Source organism: Dryocola boscaweniae (genome assembly GCF_025215095.1).
GTDB lineage: Bacteria > Pseudomonadota > Gammaproteobacteria > Enterobacterales > Enterobacteriaceae > Dryocola > Dryocola boscaweniae.
Genome location: NZ_JALHAP010000080.1, coordinates 114,554 through 133,077 on the forward strand (window position 1 = coordinate 114,554; position 18,524 = coordinate 133,077).

An 18,524-nucleotide genomic window follows, 5' to 3' on the forward strand; every position below is an offset into this window, starting at 1 on the left:
ACCGTGAGCCAGTTTTATTCATCAGCACCGTTTTTACTTTTCGCTTTTGTCGCCTCAATCACTCCAGGGCCGACCAATATCTTGATTCTGGCTAACAGCCAGCGCTTCGGCGTAAAAGCCACCATGCCTGCGGTGTTGGGGGCTTGTTGTGCCGCCAGTCTTATCGTGTTTATTTCCGGGGCGGGTGCGGGCGAGGCGCTGCGTCAGTTTCCGCTGGTGCGCGAAGCGATGAGCTGGGCAGGAGCGCTGTGGTTAAGCTGGATGAGCTGGCAGCTTTTCGCGGCCCCGGCGACGAATTTAACCGATGAGTCCCGGCGGTCGTTTAGCTGTCGCGCGGCTGCGATATTGCAGCTTATCAATCCTAAAACCTGGATGATGGCGCTGGCGGTGGTCAGCCTGTTTGCGCCACGCGGCGCGCATCCTTTGCAGGATATATCGCTGTTATCCCTTTGGTTTTTGTTAATTTCACTGCTGTGTTTAAGCTGTTGGGCTTTATTGGGAAAAGCGGCCACGCGGCTGTTTCGCACAACGACATCACTCGTTTGGTTTCAACGCGTGATGGCATTGTGCTTATTCGCATCAGCCTGGGCCGGATTTATGGGGTAGCCTCAGGTTAACGCCCCACCCTGGCGGCACTGGGCGAAGCGCAAAATATCCTCCGCCAGACGGCGCGCGGTATCGATATCGGCCTGACTGCGCTTAACCAGCAGCTTGCTCAGACAGCCTTCCAGCACCAGTTCCATTTGATGCGCAACCATCGTCGGGTCGTCCACTTCCAACTGGGTTAGCAGTTCGTGAGTATATTCCCAGGCGGCTTTTTTCTGCTGGTCGGCCAGTTGATGAATCGGATGCGAGGCGTCCGGATAAAAAGTGCAGGCGGCAATAAACAGACAGCCGGGATAGCGCTGATTGCTGACGCATTCCGTCAGCGCCTGGTAGCGTTTTAGGAGTTTCTGCTCAAGCGATAGCTCTTCGTTGAGCATTAGCTGGCGGCGCCAGGCATCAACCTGCTGGCTCAGATAGCGCAGGGCGTCATAGAGCAGAGCTTCACTGTCAGGCCAGAATTGCTTTACTTCCTGCACCGGGTAGTCCGCCTCATGCGCTACCATTTCAAGGGTAGTGCTGGCGATGCCTTCACGTTCAAGGACGTGCAGGGCGTGCTCAAGTACGTCTTCGCGTTGCACGGTTTTCTCCTCCGTCGTTCAACGGTTTATCCCACATTAGTGTTGTTTACTGCGCGTGATTGCGCAAATGCGTGCCAAAAGCGCTCGCATCCATAAAGCCGGTGACGCGCGCCTGTGGCTGTTCTCGCCCTTCGGCATCAAAGAACAAAATTGTCGGTAACCCCAAAACTTTTAAGTGCTTTAACAGCGCCACGTCTTCCGCGTTATTAGCGGTGACATCCACCTGCAACAATACCCTGTTGCTCAGTTGCCGTTGCACCTGCGCGTCGCTAAAGGTGTATTTTTCGAATTCCTTACAGGCTACGCACCAGTCAGCGTAAAGATCCAGCATTACCGGTTTGCCCTTTGCATTCGCCAGCGCCTGGTTGAGCTGCCCGACATTAGCTACGCGCGTGAAGTTCAGGTGCGGCTGGCTTGTGGTTACGCTGGCGCCGAAAGCCCAGTCCTGCAACGGACGTGCGCAAACGAGAGCCGCGGCCAGCAGGATAATCTGCATGATACGCATCCACGATTTGCGGGCTTGCAGGCTGGTGATAAACGCCCAGCTAAAGAACGCTACTCCGAGCAGCGCCCACAGGCGAATGCCCCAGATGTCTCCCAATACGCGTTCCAGCAGAAATACCGGCAGGGCGAGGATCACAAACCCAAACGCGATTTTAACCGTTTCCATCCACGGGCCGCTTTTTGGCAGCAGCTTGTTGCCGAAGACGGTGATGAGGATCAGCGGCAGACCCATGCCCAGCGCATAAAGGTACAGCGTGCCGCCCCCGAGCCACATATTTCCACTTTGGGCGATGTAAAGCAGGATGGCGCTAAGCGGCGCGGTAGTGCATGGCGAGCAAATTAGCCCTGCCAGCGCGCCCATGGCAAAGACGCCGCCAGCCGAACCGCCTTGCTGGCGATTACTCATCAGCGTGAGGCGAGTTTGCAGCGACGAAGGCAGTTGCAACGTGAACAGACCGAACATGGACGCTGCGAGCAGAACAAACAGCGCTGACAGGCCAATCAGCACGTATGGATGCTGCAACGCGGCCTGGAACTGCAATCCCGCTGCGGCAACCACCAGACCCAGAGCGGTATAGGTGAGCGCCATCCCCTGGACATAGATAAAGGTCAACAACAGGGCGCGAGCGGTGGATAAGCGCTGTTTGCCGCCCAGCACGATACCGGAAATCAGCGGGTACATCGGCAACACGCAAGGTGTGAAGGCGATGCCGATGCCGATGAGGAACGCCCAAAGTGCGGAGAAGGGAAGCTGGCTGGCATTAGCGTCTACTGCTTCCCTCATCCCGGCCCTTTCCCCTTCGGGGAGAGGGTCAGGAGAAACCGCGCTTAGCGGCACAACGCGCGTTTCCGGCGGATAACAGAACCCCGCCTCGGCGCAGCCCTGGTATGTCACGCTGAGCGTCGCGCCTTTATCCGCGGATTTTACCGTTACCGGCAGGTTTAGCTGCCCGGTGTAAATCTCGGTTTTGCCGTAAAACTCGTCTTCATGCCAGGCCGCTTCAGGCATCGCCGGCGGTGCTACCTCCGCCAGAGCAGGGTTGAGTTTGATTTGCTGACGATACAGATAGTAGCCGGGCTTAATCTGCCAGTTCAGGTTGAGCTGGCTGCCGGACTGCTGGAAATCAAAGGCAAAGGCCTGATCGACGGGAACGAACTGCGTTTTGCCCTGGTTATCGAACAGACCTGCAAAAGTTTGCGTGCTAAAAAGCAGAAAAATTAGCGTAAGGATGCGTAAAGCCATGAGAGGTATTCACTGTCTCCGTGGGTAACTGGCAGCACCAGTAATTCAGGGGTTTGATAAGGATGATGCGCTTTCAGGCAGGCCAGCAGAGCTTCCTGGTGGGCGATGTCGCTTTTGAGCAGCATCTGCACCTCATACTCCTGTTCCATTTTTCCTTCCCAGTAATAGAGCGACGTAGCGCCTGGCAACAGGGTAACGCAGGCAGCGAGTTTCTCTGCCAGCGCAAGGGCAGCAAGCTCCTGGGCGGTGGCCTCGTCTGGAGCGGTGCAAAGGATGACAACGGCCTGGGTAGTCGACATGGCTTACCTCCTGCGTGGGAAACAGCGGAAGACTATAGCATGGCGGGAGAAGAGAGAGTGTTAAACGGGCCGCTAAGCGACCCGTCAGATTAGTAACAAACACCCGAAAACGTGGTTTTCGGGTGTTTGGGATAAACCAGAAAATATAATTCTTTATTTTTATTAGCACCCGGATCGGCACTGTTAAGCGCACAGGAATTTGTCAGAAGTCTTACGGGCCGCTAAGCGACCCGTTTTTACCAGATTTACAGAACCAGACCGCCGACGATAAAACCGAAGATCACGCACAGCGTTATGGCAATCACGCCAGGAATCAGGAAGGCGTGGTTAAACACGTACTTGCCGATTCGGGTTGAGCCGGTGTCGTCCATTTCTACCGCTGCCAGCAGCGTAGGATAGGTTGGCAGCACGAACAGGGCGGAGACGGCAGCAAAAGAGGCTACGGCGGTGAGCGGGCTGACGCCCAGCATCAGCGCGGCGGGCATTAGCGCTTTGGTGGTAGCCGCCTGGGAGTAAAGCAGGGTTGCGGCAAAGAACAGCACCACCGCCAGTAGCCACGGATAGCTTTGCAGCAGGTCGCCCGCGAAGCCCTGAATATCCTGAATATGGTTTTTGACGAAGGTATCGCCTAGCCACGCCACGCCCAGCACGCAAATACAGGCGCTCATACCGGATTTAAATGTGCTGGCGTTGAGGATTTCGCCGGTGTCGATTTTACAGGTGATGCAGATAAGCGTGGCGATGGTCAGCATGAAGACCACAATCGCTTCGTTACGCGGCAGCACCGGGTTCTGAATCAGGCCAACGGTGTCGCTGATGGCGGTGGCATAAAACATTACCGCGACGATACCGATCAGGAACAGCAGCACCGAGCGTTTGGCGTGCGGTTTCAGCTTGAAGACCTGGCTGCCGCGCAGTTGCACTTCGCCTTTGGCAAGGCGTTCCTGATAAACAGGATCGTCTTTCAGCTCGCAGCCGAGGAAGTTACAGACGACTGCGGTCAGCATGACGGCCACAAGCGTAACCGGAATACAGATAGCCAGCAGGGTCAGATAGCTGACGCCCAGCGGTTCCAGAATTCCGGCAAAGAAAACGACGGCTGCGGAAATCGGCGAGGCCGTAATAGCAATCTGAGAAGCCACTACGGCGACGGAAAGCGGGCGGGAAGGGCGAATGCCCTGCTCTTTTGCCACTTCGGTAATGACCGGCAGCGTGGAGAACGCCGTGTGTCCAGTGCCTGCCAGAATCGTCATAAACCAGGTGACGAGCGGGGCGAGGAAAGTGATGTATTTTGGATGACGGCGCAGCAGACGCTCCGCGAGACTGACCAGATAATCCATACCCCCCGCCACCTGCATAGCGGCAATGGCGGCGATAACCGCCATGATGATTTCGATGACGTCAAAGGGAATGGCCCCGGGTTTAATCTGGAACAGCAGTGTAAGAACTAATACGCCCAGACCGCCGGCAAAACCAATACCTATGCCGCCAAGCCGGGCCCCGAGATAAATCGCCAGCAGGACGATAACGAGTTCAGCGCCAAACATAATGTGCTTCCTTGAAGTTTAATGAGTTGAAAATAAGTTGTTGTATTAATGTAAGCCTGAAATGAAAAAGGCACGTCGCGATGGACGTGCCTTTAGGCTTTGCTAACTAACCGGAATTATCATTGTTCACTTTCATCCGTGTAGCGTTTTGCTTTGTAGACCGGGTGCATCAGGTTATGGATCGAGAATATATCGTCCAACTCGGCTTCTGTCAGCAGGCCGCGCTCCAGAACAACTTCCCGCACGCTCTTCCCGGTTTCCGCACAAATCTTACCGACGATATCGCCGTTGTGGTGGCCGATGAACGGGTTCAGATAGGTGACGATACCAATGGAGTTGTAGACATAGCTTTCGCACACTTCTTTATTTGCGGTAATGCCGTTGATGCATTTTTCCAGCAGGTTATAGCAGGCGTTGGTCAGGATGTGGGTGGACTCAAACATCGCCTGGCCAATGACGGGTTCCATAACGTTCAACTGTAGCTGACCCGCTTCGGAGGCCATGGTCACGGTGGTGTCGTTACCAATAACTTTGAAGCACACCTGGTTTACGACTTCTGGCACAACCGGGTTTACTTTGGCAGGCATAATAGACGAACCGGCCTGCAGTTCCGGCAGGTTGATTTCATTCAGGCCCGAGCGCGGGCCGGAGGAGAGCAGGCGAAGGTCGTTACAGATCTTCGACATTTTCACCGCCAGGCGCTTAAGGGAGCTGTGAACCATAACGTATGCGCCGCAGTCCGACGTCGCTTCAATCAGATCCTCGGCCGGTACGCACGGCAGGTTGCTGACTTCCGCCAGTTTCTGCACCGCCAGTTGCTGGTAACCTTCTGGCGTATTCAGGCGCGTGCCGATTGCCGTTGCGCCAAGGTTAACTTCCAGCAGCAGCTCTGCGGTACGCAGCAGGTTTTTGGTTTCTTCTTTTAACAGGACGTTGAAGGCGTGAAACTCCTGGCCCAGCGTCATCGGCACCGCATCCTGTAGCTGGGTACGGCCCATTTTCAGGATGTTTTCGAATTCGACGGCTTTGCGCTGGAAGCCTTCGCCCAGTTGGTTAATGGCGTCGATCAGCTTGATGATGGAGGCATAAACCGCGATGCGGAAACCGGTTGGGTAGGCATCGTTGGTGGACTGGCATTTGTTAACGTGGTCGTTCGGGTTCAGGTACTGATACTCACCTTTCTGGTGGCCCATCAGCTCCAGCCCAATGTTGGCGAGCACTTCGTTGGTATTCATGTTAACGGAGGTACCGGCGCCGCCCTGGTAAACATCCACCGGGAACTGATCCATGCACTTACCGTTGTTCAGCACTTCGTCACAGGCCTGGATAATGGTGTTGGCAATGCTTTTCGGGATGGTTTGCAGCTCCTTGTTCGCCATCGCTGCCGCTTTTTTCACCATGACCATACCGCGCACAAATTCAGGAATATCGCTGATTTTGTTGTTACTGATGTAGAAGTTTTCAATCGCTCTCAGAGTATGAATACCATAGTAGGCATCCGCTGGCACTTCCCTGGTACCCAACAAGTCTTCTTCGATACGAATGTTATTTAACATGTGAACCTTCTTTTTCAAGCTGCCAATAAATGCACCGTTTTCACGCACACGATGTGTGGTCGTGAGATGAATAGACCGAAGATTATGTCCATATTCGGTCTCCATGCCGTGATGATATGCTGATCATAGCGAAAAGCAGCAATCTGGATCACTTATTAAAACTCTCATCACATAACTATTATTAATATGTGATATCGATCAATGGATGAATATTTCCAGAAAAATAACCTGGTGCTTAGATTGATCTTTGGCTAATGCGCCGCCATCTGTTAGCAATGACTTATCGCTAACCCATTTTTACGAGCGCCAGAAGGGGCTTGTTGTCCAACTACAGGAGAATACGGTGCGCTGGATACCGTTAATTGCTATTTTTCTCTACGTTTACATAGAGATATCTATTTTTATTCAGGTGGCTCACGTGCTGGGTGTCCTGCTGACGCTGCTGCTGGTTATCTTCACTTCGGTAATTGGTATGTCGCTGGTGCGTAACCAGGGCTTTAAAACCTTTATGCAGATGCAGCAGAAAATGGCGGCGGGCGAAAGCCCTGCGGCAGAGATGATTAAAAGCGTTTCTCTGGTGCTGGCAGGCTTCCTGCTGCTGCTGCCGGGCTTCTTTACCGACCTCCTCGGCCTGCTGCTGTTGCTGCCGCCGGTACAAAAGCATCTGACGTTAAAACTGATGCCGCACCTGCGCTTTTCGCGCACCCCGGGCGGCGGCTTTAGCGCAGGCTCCGACCGTGGGCAAACCTTCGATGGCGAATACCAGCGTAAGGACGATGGCCCAAAGCGGCTTGAAGAGCGTGATAACGACAATCGTCACGATCGTTAAAATTTCGAAAATTTTTTTGTTTTCCCCCCTTGAAGGGGGGAGAGCTCATCCCCATCTCTCTCGTCACCAGCCGATAACCCATTTGGGCCGGCGTTACCCAAACAATTGATACTGACTTTCTCAAAGGAGAGCTATCACATGAGTATTCGTCCATTACATGACCGTGTCATCGTCAAGCGTAAAGAAGTTGAGTCCAAATCTGCGGGCGGCATCGTGCTGACCGGGAGTGCTGCAGGTAAATCAACTCGTGGCGAAATCATCGCTGTCGGTAAAGGCCGCATCCTGGAAAACGGTAACGTGCAACCGCTGGACGTGAAAGTCGGCGACATCGTGATTTTCAACGATGGTTACGGTGTGAAGTCTGAGAAGATCGACAACGAAGAAGTGCTGATCATGTCCGAAAGCGACATCCTGGCAATTGTTGAAGCGTAATTACACGCACGAAACTGAACGAATTTGAGGAATATAAGAAATGGCAGCTAAAGACGTAAAATTCGGTAACGACGCTCGTGTGAAAATGCTGCGCGGCGTAAACGTACTGGCAGATGCAGTGAAAGTTACCCTCGGTCCTAAAGGCCGTAACGTGGTTCTGGATAAATCTTTCGGTGCACCGACCATCACTAAAGATGGTGTTTCCGTAGCGCGTGAAATCGAGCTGGAAGACAAATTCGAAAACATGGGCGCGCAGATGGTGAAAGAAGTTGCCTCTAAAGCGAACGACGCTGCAGGCGACGGCACCACCACCGCAACCGTACTGGCTCAGTCCATCATCACCGAAGGCCTGAAAGCCGTTGCTGCGGGCATGAACCCAATGGATCTGAAGCGCGGTATCGATAAAGCCGTTATCGCCGCTGTTGAAGAGCTGAAAGCGCTGTCCGTGCCTTGCTCTGATTCCAAAGCTATCGCTCAGGTGGGCACCATCTCTGCTAACTCCGACGAAACCGTCGGTAAACTCATCGCTGAAGCGATGGAAAAAGTAGGCAAAGAAGGCGTTATCACCGTTGAAGAAGGCACCGGCCTGCAGGACGAGCTGGACGTAGTAGAAGGTATGCAGTTTGACCGCGGCTACCTGTCCCCATACTTCATCAACAAACCAGAAACCGGCTCAATCGAGCTGGACAGCCCGTTCATCCTGCTGGCTGACAAAAAAATCTCCAACATCCGTGAAATGCTGCCGGTACTGGAAGCCGTTGCGAAAGCCGGTAAGCCACTGCTGATCATCGCAGAAGATGTTGAAGGCGAAGCGCTGGCAACTCTGGTTGTGAACACCATGCGCGGTATCGTGAAAGTCGCTGCGGTTAAAGCACCGGGCTTCGGCGACCGTCGTAAAGCAATGCTGCAGGATATTGCTATCCTGACCGGCGGTACCGTTATCTCTGAAGAGATCGGTATGGAGCTGGAAAAAGCAACTCTGGAAGACCTGGGTAGCGCTAAACGTATCGTTATCAACAAAGACACCACCACCATCATCGATGGTACCGGTGAAGAAGCCGCGATCGCTGGCCGCGTAAGCCAGATTCGCCAGCAGATCGAAGAAGCGACTTCTGATTATGACCGTGAAAAACTGCAGGAGCGCGTAGCGAAACTGGCAGGCGGCGTTGCGGTAATCAAAGTCGGTGCGGCTACCGAAGTTGAAATGAAAGAGAAAAAAGCTCGCGTTGAAGATGCCCTGCACGCAACCCGTGCTGCGGTAGAAGAAGGCGTGGTTGCCGGTGGTGGCGTTGCGCTGATTCGCGTAGCTTCTAAACTGGGCGAACTGCGTGGCGTGAACGAAGATCAGAACGTGGGTATCAAAGTTGCGCTGCGTGCAATGGAAGCGCCACTGCGTCAGATCGTTCTGAACTGCGGCGAAGAGCCATCCGTTGTTGCTAACACCGTGAAAGCGGGCGACGGCAACTACGGTTACAACGCGGCAACTGAAGAATACGGCAACATGATCGACATGGGTATCCTGGACCCAACCAAAGTGACCCGTTCTGCTCTGCAGTACGCGGCTTCTGTGGCTGGTCTTATGATCACCACCGAATGCATGGTGACCGACCTGCCAAAAGGCGACGCTCCTGATTTAGGCGCTGCTGGTGGTATGGGCGGCATGGGTGGCATGGGCGGCATGATGTAATTGCCTTAGCACCTTGTGTTAAAGAAACCCTCAGGCAGAAATGTCTGAGGGTTTTTTCTTTTCGGCCGCAGTCTGGTATAAGGTCTTACCGGGCAAGATGGCCCGCAACATTCAATACGGCATTGATTACGGGGAACAACATGCGCATAAAAGTTTCAGCAGGAATGGCTGTGGCAGTGCTGCTGCTGGCAGGGTGCAGTACCAGCAACGAGCTGAGCGCTGCCGGGCAGAGCGTTCGTTTTGTTGAAGAGAAGCCGGCCAGCAACTGCCAACTGTTAGGCAGCGCTACGGGTGAGCAAAGCAATTGGTTATCCGGGCAGCATGGCGATGAAGGCGGCTCTATGCGCGGCGCGGCAAATGCTCTGCGTAATAATGCAGCGGCTATGGGCGGCAACGTGATTTATGGCGTCAGCAGCCCAAGCCAGAACCTGCTGTCAAGCTTTGCGCCGACCGCCAGCAAAATGACCGGCCAGGTTTATAAGTGCCCGAACTGATTTAGTGATTTGCGGCGGGTGGCGCAAAGCTTACCCGCCCTACGTTCGAAACTATGGAGGGGAGCTTTGCTCACCCAACCAACGCTTAAATGTGTAGGGTGGATAAGCACCAGCGCCATCCACCGGTTTTTCTTATGACTGCCGTAGCTGCAAATCCAGCGGCGTTTTACTCGGCTCGCCGCCAATTTCACGGGCAAGTTTCGGCACCATATAGCCGGAAACCAGCGTCAGCAACTCGCGCATAATCTTCCTCGCTTCATCGTCGCTTACCATGAAATGTGCCGCTCCCTGTACTTTGTCCAGCACATGCAGGTAATAAGGCATCACGCCTGCATCAAACAGCGCGTTGCTTAGCTGCGCAAGCGTATGCGCATTGTCATTAACGCCGCGCAGCAGCACGCTCTGGTTGAGCAGCGTAACGCCCGCCTGACGCAGGCTCTTCATGGCCGCTCTGAATTCGTCGCCAATCTCTTGCGCATGATTGATATGGTTAACCAGCAAAACCTGCAAACGCGAGCGCGCTATACGGCCAGCAAGCGTATCGGTGATACGCGCCGGGATAACAATCGGCAGGCGGCTATGAATGCGCAGACGTTTAATATGCGGGATAGCTTCCAGCTCGTTCAGCAGCCAGTCCAGCTCATGGTCTTTCGCCATTAAAGGATCGCCGCCGGAGAAAATAATTTCGTCAAGCTCGGGATGTTCGCTGATATAAGCGAGCGCGGCCTGCCAGTTACGCTTGTTGCCCTGATTATCGGCGTAGGGAAAATGGCGGCGGAAGCAATAGCGGCAGTTTACGGCGCAGCCGCCTTTTACCAGCAGCAGGGCGCGATTGCGGTATTTGTGCAGTAAACCCGGCACCACGCTGTGCTGTTCTTCCAGCGGGTCGGTGCTAAAACCCGGTGCTGCGATGAATTCCTGTCTGGCCGTCAAAACCTGGCGTAACAACGGGTCGTTCGGATTGCCTTTTTCCATGCGGGCAACGAACGCTCGCGGAACGCGCAGGGCAAAAAGTCGGCGCGCATCACGGCCTGCCAACAATTCTTCATCAGCATCTATGTTTAAAATATGCAGCAGTTCGTCGGGATCGGTTATAACATCGGCAAGTTGCGTTAACCAATCTTCTCTGCGGGGGGGATTTAGGGTTACAATGTGTGCCATTTTTTGGCTAAGCTACCAATTAACAATTTCAGAGGGCCTTATGGCGACTTATTCTAGCAACGATTTCCGTGCCGGTCTTAAAATCATGTTCGAAGGCGAGCCTTACGCAGTCGAATCCAGCGAGTTTGTGAAACCAGGTAAAGGCCAGGCCTTTGCTCGCGTTAAAATGCGCCGTTTGCTGACCGGCACCCGCGTTGAAAAAACCTTCAAATCCACCGACTCCGCCGAAGGCGCAGACGTTATCGATATGAACCTGACTTACCTGTACAACGACGGTGAGTTCTACCACTTCATGAATAACGAAACCTTCGAGCAGTTGGCTGCTGACGAAAAAGCGATTGGTGATAACGCTAAATGGCTGCTCGACCAGGCTGAATGTATCGTTACCCTGTGGAACGGTCGTCCAATCCAGGTGACTCCACCGAACTTCGTGGAACTGGAAATTGTTGAAACCGATCCTGGCCTGAAAGGCGATACCGCAGGTACCGGCGGTAAACCCGCTACGCTGTCTACCGGCGCGGTGGTTAAAGTTCCATTGTTCGTACAGATTGGCGAAGTGATCAAAGTTGATACTCGCTCTGGTGAATACGTTTCTCGCGTTAAGTAAAACGCGTGCGATTGCGGCGTAGTCTTTGCACTGCGCCGCCGCTTGTTGAGGGCAGGGAAGATGAATCGACTGGCTAAGCAGCTTCTTTTTGTCGCGTGTCTGGCGACGTTCCTGAGTGGGTGCAATACAACGCGCGGTTTTGGCGAAGATCTACAGCATCTTGGCGGAGCCATCGAGCGTGCAACTAACAAATAGTTACCACAACTCCTAAAAAATCTTCCATCTGCGTCAGCTTTCCATTTTTTGGCTATGCTTAAGTGGCTATACACAACCACATGGGCAAAAAAGGAAAAATGTCATGCTTAAGAAAACTATTGCAGCGTTCTTTTCACTCGTGGTGCTTTCGTCGTTGCTGACGGCTTGTAATACTACGCGTGGCGTTGGTGAAGATATTCAGGATGGCGGCAACGCGATTTCTGGTGCTGCCACTAAAGCACAGAACTAATCTGAACCACGGCGGTACGGTAATCACTGCCGTACCGTTATTACGCCACTTCTAATGGATGCGCCAAAAATAAAGAAAAACGGTTATCAGCCCCTAATTTCATGCGGATATTCCGTTTGTAGGTGTAAACCGTTTTTGGACTGATTCCCATTACCTTAGCAATCATTTCGTTACTTGCCGCTTCCGTCCATAATTTTAAAACTCGCTCCTCACGTAAAGTTAACAGCGAGGCAGTATGCTGTTGCCGGTATCTGAAAGGTGGACGGCTATTTAATGTTTTCTCAATAAGAGAATTAACGTCGTGTAAAGGCAGCGACTTACTGAATATCTCTTGTGTGCCCTGCTTTTGACAATACTCTTCAATTTGCGGATGGTCTCCGCTTTGCATTACCAGCAGGCGGGTCGACTTCCCACAGGCAGAATAAATGGCTGAAAGCTGTTGTACATTATGCAATATGCTTGAAAACCCTGAGAAATCGGCAATAACCATGTTGGGCTGCCACTGCATAATTTTTTCCCGGGCGAGAAGTAAATTATCAGTTTCAGAAATACAGAATGTATTATTTTTGTTGATTAATTGTCTCAGGCCCAGAAGACTAAAGTAACAGCGATCAACCAATAATATTTTATACATTTTTAACGTTCACGACTTTCATTATTACAGCCTTTCCAGGGACGCAAAGAAACGTTTTAATCATATGTATGTTTTAAGCAAATGAATTGGTGATCTACGCAACAATTCTGAGCTATTTCCAGGCTTAGCTTTTTCATGTGAAGGCGCTGGAAAGCGGGGATGCCGCCTGCCAGAGCAAAAATACCCCGGAGGCTGTTTTGTCACTTTCGCAGTGATACACTACTCTCCTTCATATCAGCCTTGCGGGACGGCCTGTAAGCGCTTCTTTTTCAATGGGGACGGCCCTTTTCTGGAGCTAATGTGTCCTGGTTTATTCTTGTTATTGCGGGTCTTCTGGAAGTGGTCTGGGCCGTGGGGCTCAAATATACCCATGGTTTTAGCCGTTTATGGCCAAGCGTGATGACTATCGTGGCGATGGTGGTAAGTGTGGCGCTGCTGTCCTGGGCGATGAAAACTTTGCCAACCGGTACCGCTTATGCGGTCTGGACGGGAATCGGCGCGGTCGGTGCGGCTATAACCGGTATTGTGCTGTTAGGCGAATCCGCAAGCCCGGCCCGTCTGGCGAGCCTGGCTTTAATCGTTATCGGCATTATTGGGCTTAAACTCAGCACCCATTAACCTTTCTGTTTAATCCACAGGAGCTTCTCTACCGGGAAGCCCTGGCGGGTCGCGGTATCCAGCATCTGCTGCTTCACTTCGTTGCTGATGGTCGGCGTGCGGGAGAGTATCCACAGATAATCACGATTCGGCCCGCATACCAGCGCGTGGCGATAATCTTTATCCAGCGCAATGATGTTATAACCGCCATAGAACGGGCCGAAGAACGAGACTTTCAAGGCCGCACGGTCTGAGGAACCGGTGAAATATGCCTTGCCGATGCTTTGCTGCCACATCTGGCGATCGGAATTAAACCCGCGATTCACTACCCGCAGACCTCCGTCATCCATCAGGCTATAGGTTGCCGTGACCTGTTCCAGGCCACGCTCAAAGCTATGGTCGAAACGGGCGATTTCGTACCATTGCCCAAGGTAGCGTTTAGCGTCGAAATTGTTCACCACCGTCACGTTCGGCGGCGGGGTAGGGGAACTACAGGCAACAACCAAAAACGCCACTGTTACAGCGGAAACAATCGGCCAGATGCGCATAGCTTTTTCCTTATCAGCTTTTTGCTAAGTGTAGATTGCGGCAAAAAAAATGCCTGCTCAGCGGCAGGCATTTTTAGACGGAAGCGGGTATTTAAAGGGTGATCACCCCGATAAATGTTACTACAGTCAAAATTGCCGCAAGTCCATAGAATATCCATTTACCGGAAGGCACATGAATTTTCAGGTCGTGCATGGCGTGGTGAATACGGTGCAGGCCACACCACAGCGGCAGTACAATCATCAGAAAGATGAACAGGCGGCCAATCAAGCTGTGGGCGAAGGCATAAACGCGGTCATAGCCCAGCGCGTCGCCGGGGAACAGGCCGAGCGGCAGCATAATACCCACCAGCAGCACGATAACCGGCGCGATAATCGCGCCCCACATGCCGCCTGCGCCGAACAGGCCCCAGAAAACCGGCTCGTCGGAGCGTTTCGGATTGGGATTGATCATAACGTCCTCCTTACCAGAACAGTGCAATAAACAAAATGACGACCGTGGCAACCGCAGTTACCGCCCACAGCCCTTTAATCACCGGCTCTGGTCCCATTTTGTCATCTTTAATAATGATGTTGGCGGCCTTCGGCGCCAGCTCAAACCAGGTTTTGGTGTGCAGCAAAGCGGCAGCCAGGGTGATCGCATTAAGGATCACGACAATCGGGTTGCGCAGGAAACTGACAAAGCTCTCCCAGCTTTCCGGGCCATTTTTCAGGGCAAACAGACCGCAGATCAGCAGGATGCTGAACCAGACGGTCGGCACCGAGGTTCCTTCACGCAGCATATAAAAACGGTAGAAGCCCAGTTTTTGCCACCAGTTAGGCGCCATGGGGCGAACATACGGCTTACGTTTCGTGGTCATTGTGCACTCCTTAGCGTGGTTTCAGGGTGGCTATCAAAAAGTCTTTCGAGCTTTCGACTTTGCCCTGCTGGATGGCGGCTGCCGGATCGACATGCTTCGGACAAACTTCCGAGCAGTAGCCCACAAAGGTACAGGTCCAGACGCCGTTCTGGCCGTTTAGCTGCGCCATTCGCTGCTTTTTGCCGTGGTCGCGGTTATCCAGGTTATAACGGTGCGCAAGCGTGATCGCCGCCGGGCCGATAAACTCCGGGTTAAGCCCGAACTGCGGGCAGGCGGCATAACACAGGCCACAGTTGATGCAGCCGGAAAACTGATGGTATTTGGCCATCTGCGCGGGCGTCTGAACGTTTGGCCCCTGATCCGGCGTACGCGGGTTACCGATGATGTACGGCTTAATCGCTTCCAGGCTTTCGATAAAGTGGGTCATATCGACCACCAGGTCGCGCTCGATTGGGAAGTTCGCCAGCGCTTCGACCTTCATGCCTTGCGTGTATTCACGCAGGAAGGTTTTACAGGCCAGCTTCGGCACGCGGTTGACCATCATGCCGCAGGAGCCGCAAATCGCCATGCGGCATGACCAGCGGTAGCTGAGGTCCGGCGCCAGGTTGTCCTTGATGTAACCCAACGCATCCAGCAGCGAGGTTTGTTCATCATAAGGCACTTCGTAGATTGCGCTGTGCGGCTCGCTGTCCGTTTCCGGGTTATAGCGCACCACTTCAATCTTCAGGGTCTTCATCACATCAGCCATTCGTCGCCTCCTTCTTGTCGGCCGCTTCTGCTTCCGCACCGTAGACGCGTTTTGCCGGTGGCAGGGTGGTGATTTTCACGTCGCTGTAATCCAGACGCGTAGTGCCGTCCGCATCACGGAAGGCAAGGGTATGTTTCAGGAAATTGACGTCATCACGTTCGGTGCAGCCTTCGTCCAGGCGCTGGTGCGCCCCGCGGGACTCTTTACGCGCCATCGCCGAATGCGCCATGCATTCCGCCACGTTCAGCCCGTGACCCAGCTCAATGGTGTAAAGCAGGTCGGTATTGAACACGCTGGAGGTGTCGGTGATGCGCACGCGCTTAAAGCGTTCCTGCAGTTCCGCCAGCTTATCGATAGTCTTCTGCATCAGTTCCGTCGTGCGGTAGATCCCGCAGCCTTCTTCCATGGAAAGGCCCATTTCGTCGCGGATCTTCGACCAGCTTTCGTTACCTTCCTGATTGACTAGCTGCTTAAGGCGGCTTTCTACGTCGGTTGCCTGGGCGCTCAGCGCCGCGTCGTTAGCTGGCCGTGCTTCATTGGCTCTTTGCATTGCCTGCTCGCCCGCCAGGCGGCCAAAGACCACCAGTTCCGCCAGCGAGTTGGAGCCTAAACGGTTAGCGCCGTGCAGCCCCACGGAGGAGCATTCGCCCACCGCGAATAGCCCTTTGATGCGGGTTTCGCATTGGGTGTCGGTTTCGATGCCGCCCATGGTGTAGTGCGCCGTAGGACGCACAGGAATCGGTTCTTTCACCGGATCGACGCCCACGTAGGCTTTGGCAAGCTCACAAATAAACGGCAGTCGTTCGAGGAGTTTTTTCTCGCCAAGATGGCGCAAATCGAGGTAAACCACATCGCCACGCGGCCCGGGAACGGTGCGGCCTGCGCGCCATTCATGCCAGAAAGCCTGGGATACTTTGTCGCGCGGCCCCAGCTCCATATATTTGTTCTTCGGCTCGCCCAGCGGCGTTTCCGGCCCCATGCCGTAATCCTGCAGGTAGCGATAGCCATCTTTGTTCACCAGAATACCGCCTTCACCGCGACAGCCTTCCGTCATCAGAATGCCGGAACCCGGCAGGCCGGTTGGGTGATACTGAACAAATTCCATATCGCGCAGCGGTACGCCGTGGCTTAGCGCCATGCCCATACCGTCGCCGGTAACAATGCCGCCGTTGGTGTTGTAGCGATAAACGCGTCCTGCGCCGCCGGTCGCCATCACGACTGCGTTAGCACGAATTTGCACAAGCGTGCCTTCCATCATGTTCATGGCAACCAGACCGCGGGCCTGGCCGTCGTCCACCAGGATGTCGAGGACAAAATGCTCATCGAAACGCTGAATTTGAGGGAACTGTAATGAGGTCTGGAACAGGGTGTGGAGCATGTGGAAGCCGGTTTTGTCTGCGGCAAACCAGGTGCGCTCGATTTTCATCCCCCCAAAGCGACGCACGTTGACCGAACCGTCCGGGCGACGGCTCCACGGGCAACCCCATTGCTCAAGCTGGGTCATTTCAGTGGGGCAGTGGTGAACGAAGTAATCCACCACATCCTGCTCGCACAGCCAGTCGCCGCCGGCAACGGTATCGTGAAAATGGTATTCAAAACTGTCGTGATCCTGCGCGACGGCAGCGGAACCACCTTCAGCGGCCACGGTGTGGCTACGCATAGGATAGACTTTGGAAATCAGAGCGATTTTAGCCTGTGGATTGGCCTGAGCTGCCGCAATGGCCGCTCGTAAGCCCGCTCCGCCAGCGCCAATGATGGCGAGATCGGCTTGAAATATTTGCACGACATTCCTCCAGTTTTTAGTTATTTCGCAATGCCATTGTTACCAAAGGTAGTCCACTTAAACGCCAGGGGCTATTGCGAAAGGTTTTCCCTGCTCCTTTGTAGGTAGAGGATTATAACCGGAGGGATTTTAAGGAAATTTGACTTGTTCGATTTTTTTGCTGTTCTGTGCAGCAATTAATTACCTGGAGTAATGATTCACGTCACGGAATTACTCTCGTTTATGCGAAAAGTATTAACATTCTCTCCCCTTTTGCTGCGCAAAATTTGTCTCCCTTGGGCGATGCGAGTAGACTTCCTCGCCTTGTTTGACTACGGAGATTAACTCATGAGCGAAACGGCAACCTGGCAGCCGAGCGCATCCATCCCCAACCTGTTGAAACGCGCCGCTATTATGGCGGAAATTCGGCGTTTTTTTGCCGATCGCGGCGTACTGGAGGTGGAAACCCCCTGCATGAGCCAGGCGACGGTAACCGATATTCATCTGTTCCCGTTTGAAACCCGTTTTGTTGGCCCCGGCCATTCTCAGGGCATGAATCTGTACCTGATGACCAGCCCGGAATACCACATGAAGCGCCTGCTGGCGGCGGGCATTGGCCCGGTATTCCAGCTATGCCGCAGTTTCCGTAATGAAGAAATGGGTCGCCATCACAATCCAGAGTTCACCATGCTGGAGTGGTATCGTCCGCATTACGACATGTACCGCCTGATGAATGAAGTGGACGATCTGCTGCAGCAGGTTCTGGAATGCGAGGCTGCGGAGTCGCTTTCTTACCAGCAGGCTTTCCAGCGCCACCTGGAAATCGATCCGCTGTCGGCCGATAAAACGCTGCTGCGTGAAGCGGCGGCAAAACTCGATTTGAGCAACATTGCCGACGAGGAAGAAGACCGGGACACGCTGCTGCAACTGTTGTTTACTCTGGGCGTTGAACCGCATATCGGCAAAGATAAGCCGACCTTTATCTATCACTTCCCGGCAAGCCAGGCGGCGCTTGCGCAAATCAGCACCGAAGATCACCGCGTGGCGGAGCGTTTTGAGGTTTATTTCAAAGGCATTGAGCTGGCGAACGGATTCCATGAGTTGACCGACGCCCGCGAACAGCAGCAACGCTTCGAGCAGGATAATCGCAAGCGTGCGGCGCGCGGTTTAGCGCAGCAGCCGATCGACGTGAATTTACTCGAAGCGTTAAAAGCGGGGCTGCCGGATTGCTCGGGCGTAGCGCTGGGCGTCGATCGTCTGATTATGCTGGCCTTAGGCGCTGAAAGCCTGGCGGACGTGCTGGCATTCCCGGTGGATCGAGCTTAACAGAGGGTGGATGGCGGCTTGCGCTTATCCACCCTACGTTTGTAACGGCTTTGTAGGGCGGGCA

At 53.7% G+C, this 18,524-nt stretch carries 22 protein-coding genes; 10 read left to right on the forward strand and 12 right to left on the reverse strand.

Annotated features, from left to right (window positions below; translation table 11 throughout):
• Window positions 1–3 precede the first annotated feature (3 nt).
• Window positions 4–606 carry a LysE family translocator gene (locus MUA00_RS14560; RefSeq protein ID WP_271123751.1) on the forward strand — a complete coding sequence of 201 codons (603 nt, stop codon included), beginning with the start codon at window positions 4–6 and terminating at the stop codon, window positions 604–606.
• A gap of 2 nt (window positions 607–608) precedes the next feature.
• Here the strand turns inward: MUA00_RS14560 and MUA00_RS14565 are convergent, their stop codons facing one another.
• The 5 genes from MUA00_RS14565 to aspA all read right to left on the reverse strand — a co-directional run bounded on the left by MUA00_RS14565 (window position 609) and on the right by aspA (window position 6,333).
• A complete protein-coding gene (locus MUA00_RS14565; RefSeq protein ID WP_271123752.1) occupies window positions 609–1,184 on the reverse strand; it encodes a transcriptional regulator in 576 nt (191 codons plus the stop codon).
• A 46-nt stretch (window positions 1,185–1,230) separates the two neighbouring features.
• Window positions 1,231–2,931: a protein-disulfide reductase DsbD gene (locus MUA00_RS14570; protein ID WP_271123753.1), complete on the reverse strand. Its 1,701-nt coding sequence runs from the start codon at window positions 2,929–2,931 to the stop codon at window positions 1,231–1,233.
• Window positions 2,907–3,230 carry a divalent cation tolerance protein CutA gene (gene cutA, locus MUA00_RS14575; RefSeq protein WP_271123754.1) on the reverse strand — a complete coding sequence of 108 codons (324 nt, stop codon included), beginning with the start codon at window positions 3,228–3,230 and terminating at the stop codon, window positions 2,907–2,909. Before cutA ends, MUA00_RS14570 begins: the two co-directional genes overlap by 25 nt.
• Before the next feature lie 245 nt (window positions 3,231–3,475).
• Window positions 3,476–4,777, reverse strand: coding sequence for an anaerobic C4-dicarboxylate transporter (locus MUA00_RS14580; RefSeq protein WP_271123755.1), 1,302 nt, complete (start codon window positions 4,775–4,777; stop codon window positions 3,476–3,478).
• A gap of 119 nt (window positions 4,778–4,896) precedes the next feature.
• Window positions 4,897–6,333 (reverse strand): aspartate ammonia-lyase, encoded by a 1,437-nt coding sequence (gene aspA, locus MUA00_RS14585; RefSeq protein WP_271123756.1) that lies wholly within the window; start codon window positions 6,331–6,333, stop codon window positions 4,897–4,899.
• A gap of 343 nt (window positions 6,334–6,676) precedes the next feature.
• Between aspA and MUA00_RS14590 the strand changes: the two genes are divergently transcribed.
• From MUA00_RS14590 to MUA00_RS14605, 4 genes are all read left to right on the forward strand, one after another.
• Window positions 6,677–7,162 (forward strand): FxsA family protein, encoded by a 486-nt coding sequence (locus MUA00_RS14590; protein ID WP_271123757.1) that lies wholly within the window; start codon window positions 6,677–6,679, stop codon window positions 7,160–7,162.
• A 138-nt stretch (window positions 7,163–7,300) separates the two neighbouring features.
• A complete protein-coding gene (locus MUA00_RS14595; RefSeq protein ID WP_043081801.1) occupies window positions 7,301–7,594 on the forward strand; it encodes a co-chaperone GroES in 294 nt (97 codons plus the stop codon).
• Between the two features lie 40 nt (window positions 7,595–7,634).
• A complete protein-coding gene (groL, locus tag MUA00_RS14600; RefSeq protein ID WP_271123758.1) occupies window positions 7,635–9,281 on the forward strand; it encodes a chaperonin GroEL in 1,647 nt (548 codons plus the stop codon).
• A 140-nt stretch (window positions 9,282–9,421) separates the two neighbouring features.
• Window positions 9,422–9,775, forward strand: a complete 354-nt coding sequence (locus tag MUA00_RS14605; protein WP_333780879.1) for a DUF4156 domain-containing protein — start codon at window positions 9,422–9,424, stop codon at window positions 9,773–9,775.
• A gap of 132 nt (window positions 9,776–9,907) precedes the next feature.
• On the opposite strand, the gene epmB is transcribed toward MUA00_RS14605, so the two are convergent.
• The gene (gene epmB / locus MUA00_RS14610) at window positions 9,908–10,936 is read right to left on the reverse strand and encodes an EF-P beta-lysylation protein EpmB (RefSeq protein WP_271123760.1); all 1,029 of its coding nucleotides are present in this window, start codon (window positions 10,934–10,936) and stop codon (window positions 9,908–9,910) included.
• Window positions 10,937–10,976: 40 nt separating this feature from the next.
• Here epmB and efp point away from each other — a divergent pair, with 40 nt between their 5' ends.
• The 3 genes from efp (at window position 10,977) to ecnB (ending at window position 11,988) form a co-directional block, all read left to right on the forward strand.
• A complete protein-coding gene (efp, locus tag MUA00_RS14615; RefSeq protein WP_271123761.1) occupies window positions 10,977–11,543 on the forward strand; it encodes an elongation factor P in 567 nt (188 codons plus the stop codon).
• Window positions 11,544–11,603: 60 nt separating this feature from the next.
• Window positions 11,604–11,738, forward strand: a complete 135-nt coding sequence (locus MUA00_RS14620) for an entericidin A/B family lipoprotein (protein ID WP_271123762.1) — start codon at window positions 11,604–11,606, stop codon at window positions 11,736–11,738.
• 103 nt (window positions 11,739–11,841) lie between these two features.
• On the forward strand, window positions 11,842–11,988 hold the full coding sequence (gene ecnB, locus MUA00_RS14625; protein WP_271123763.1) for a lipoprotein toxin entericidin B: 147 nt from the start codon (window positions 11,842–11,844) through the stop codon (window positions 11,986–11,988).
• Window positions 11,989–12,028: 40 nt separating this feature from the next.
• Here the strand turns inward: ecnB and MUA00_RS14630 are convergent, their stop codons facing one another.
• Window positions 12,029–12,496, reverse strand: coding sequence for a helix-turn-helix domain-containing protein (locus tag MUA00_RS14630; RefSeq protein ID WP_271123764.1), 468 nt, complete (start codon window positions 12,494–12,496; stop codon window positions 12,029–12,031).
• 426 nt (window positions 12,497–12,922) lie between these two features.
• On the opposite strand from MUA00_RS14630, the gene sugE reads away from it, so the two are divergent.
• A complete protein-coding gene (gene sugE / locus MUA00_RS14635) occupies window positions 12,923–13,240 on the forward strand; it encodes a quaternary ammonium compound efflux SMR transporter SugE (protein ID WP_271123765.1) in 318 nt (105 codons plus the stop codon).
• Here the strand turns inward: sugE and MUA00_RS14640 are convergent.
• The 5 genes from MUA00_RS14640 to frdA all read right to left on the reverse strand — a co-directional run bounded on the left by MUA00_RS14640 (window position 13,237) and on the right by frdA (window position 17,155).
• Window positions 13,237–13,767, reverse strand: coding sequence for a lipocalin family protein (locus MUA00_RS14640; RefSeq protein WP_271123766.1), 531 nt, complete (start codon window positions 13,765–13,767; stop codon window positions 13,237–13,239). The genes sugE and MUA00_RS14640 overlap by 4 nt on opposite strands.
• Before the next feature lie 91 nt (window positions 13,768–13,858).
• A complete protein-coding gene (gene frdD, locus MUA00_RS14645; protein ID WP_271123767.1) occupies window positions 13,859–14,218 on the reverse strand; it encodes a fumarate reductase subunit FrdD in 360 nt (119 codons plus the stop codon).
• A 10-nt stretch (window positions 14,219–14,228) separates the two neighbouring features.
• Window positions 14,229–14,624 (reverse strand): fumarate reductase subunit FrdC, encoded by a 396-nt coding sequence (frdC, locus tag MUA00_RS14650; RefSeq protein WP_271123768.1) that lies wholly within the window; start codon window positions 14,622–14,624, stop codon window positions 14,229–14,231.
• A 10-nt stretch (window positions 14,625–14,634) separates the two neighbouring features.
• On the reverse strand, window positions 14,635–15,372 hold the full coding sequence (locus tag MUA00_RS14655; RefSeq protein ID WP_271123769.1) for a succinate dehydrogenase/fumarate reductase iron-sulfur subunit: 738 nt from the start codon (window positions 15,370–15,372) through the stop codon (window positions 14,635–14,637).
• The gene (gene frdA / locus MUA00_RS14660) at window positions 15,365–17,155 is read right to left on the reverse strand and encodes a fumarate reductase (quinol) flavoprotein subunit (RefSeq protein WP_271123770.1); all 1,791 of its coding nucleotides are present in this window, start codon (window positions 17,153–17,155) and stop codon (window positions 15,365–15,367) included. Before frdA ends, MUA00_RS14655 begins: the two co-directional genes overlap by 8 nt.
• Window positions 17,156–17,482: 327 nt before the next feature.
• Here frdA and epmA point away from each other — a divergent pair, with 327 nt between their 5' ends.
• On the forward strand, window positions 17,483–18,460 hold the full coding sequence (epmA, locus tag MUA00_RS14665; RefSeq protein WP_271123771.1) for an elongation factor P--(R)-beta-lysine ligase: 978 nt from the start codon (window positions 17,483–17,485) through the stop codon (window positions 18,458–18,460).
• Window positions 18,461–18,524 lie beyond the last annotated feature (64 nt).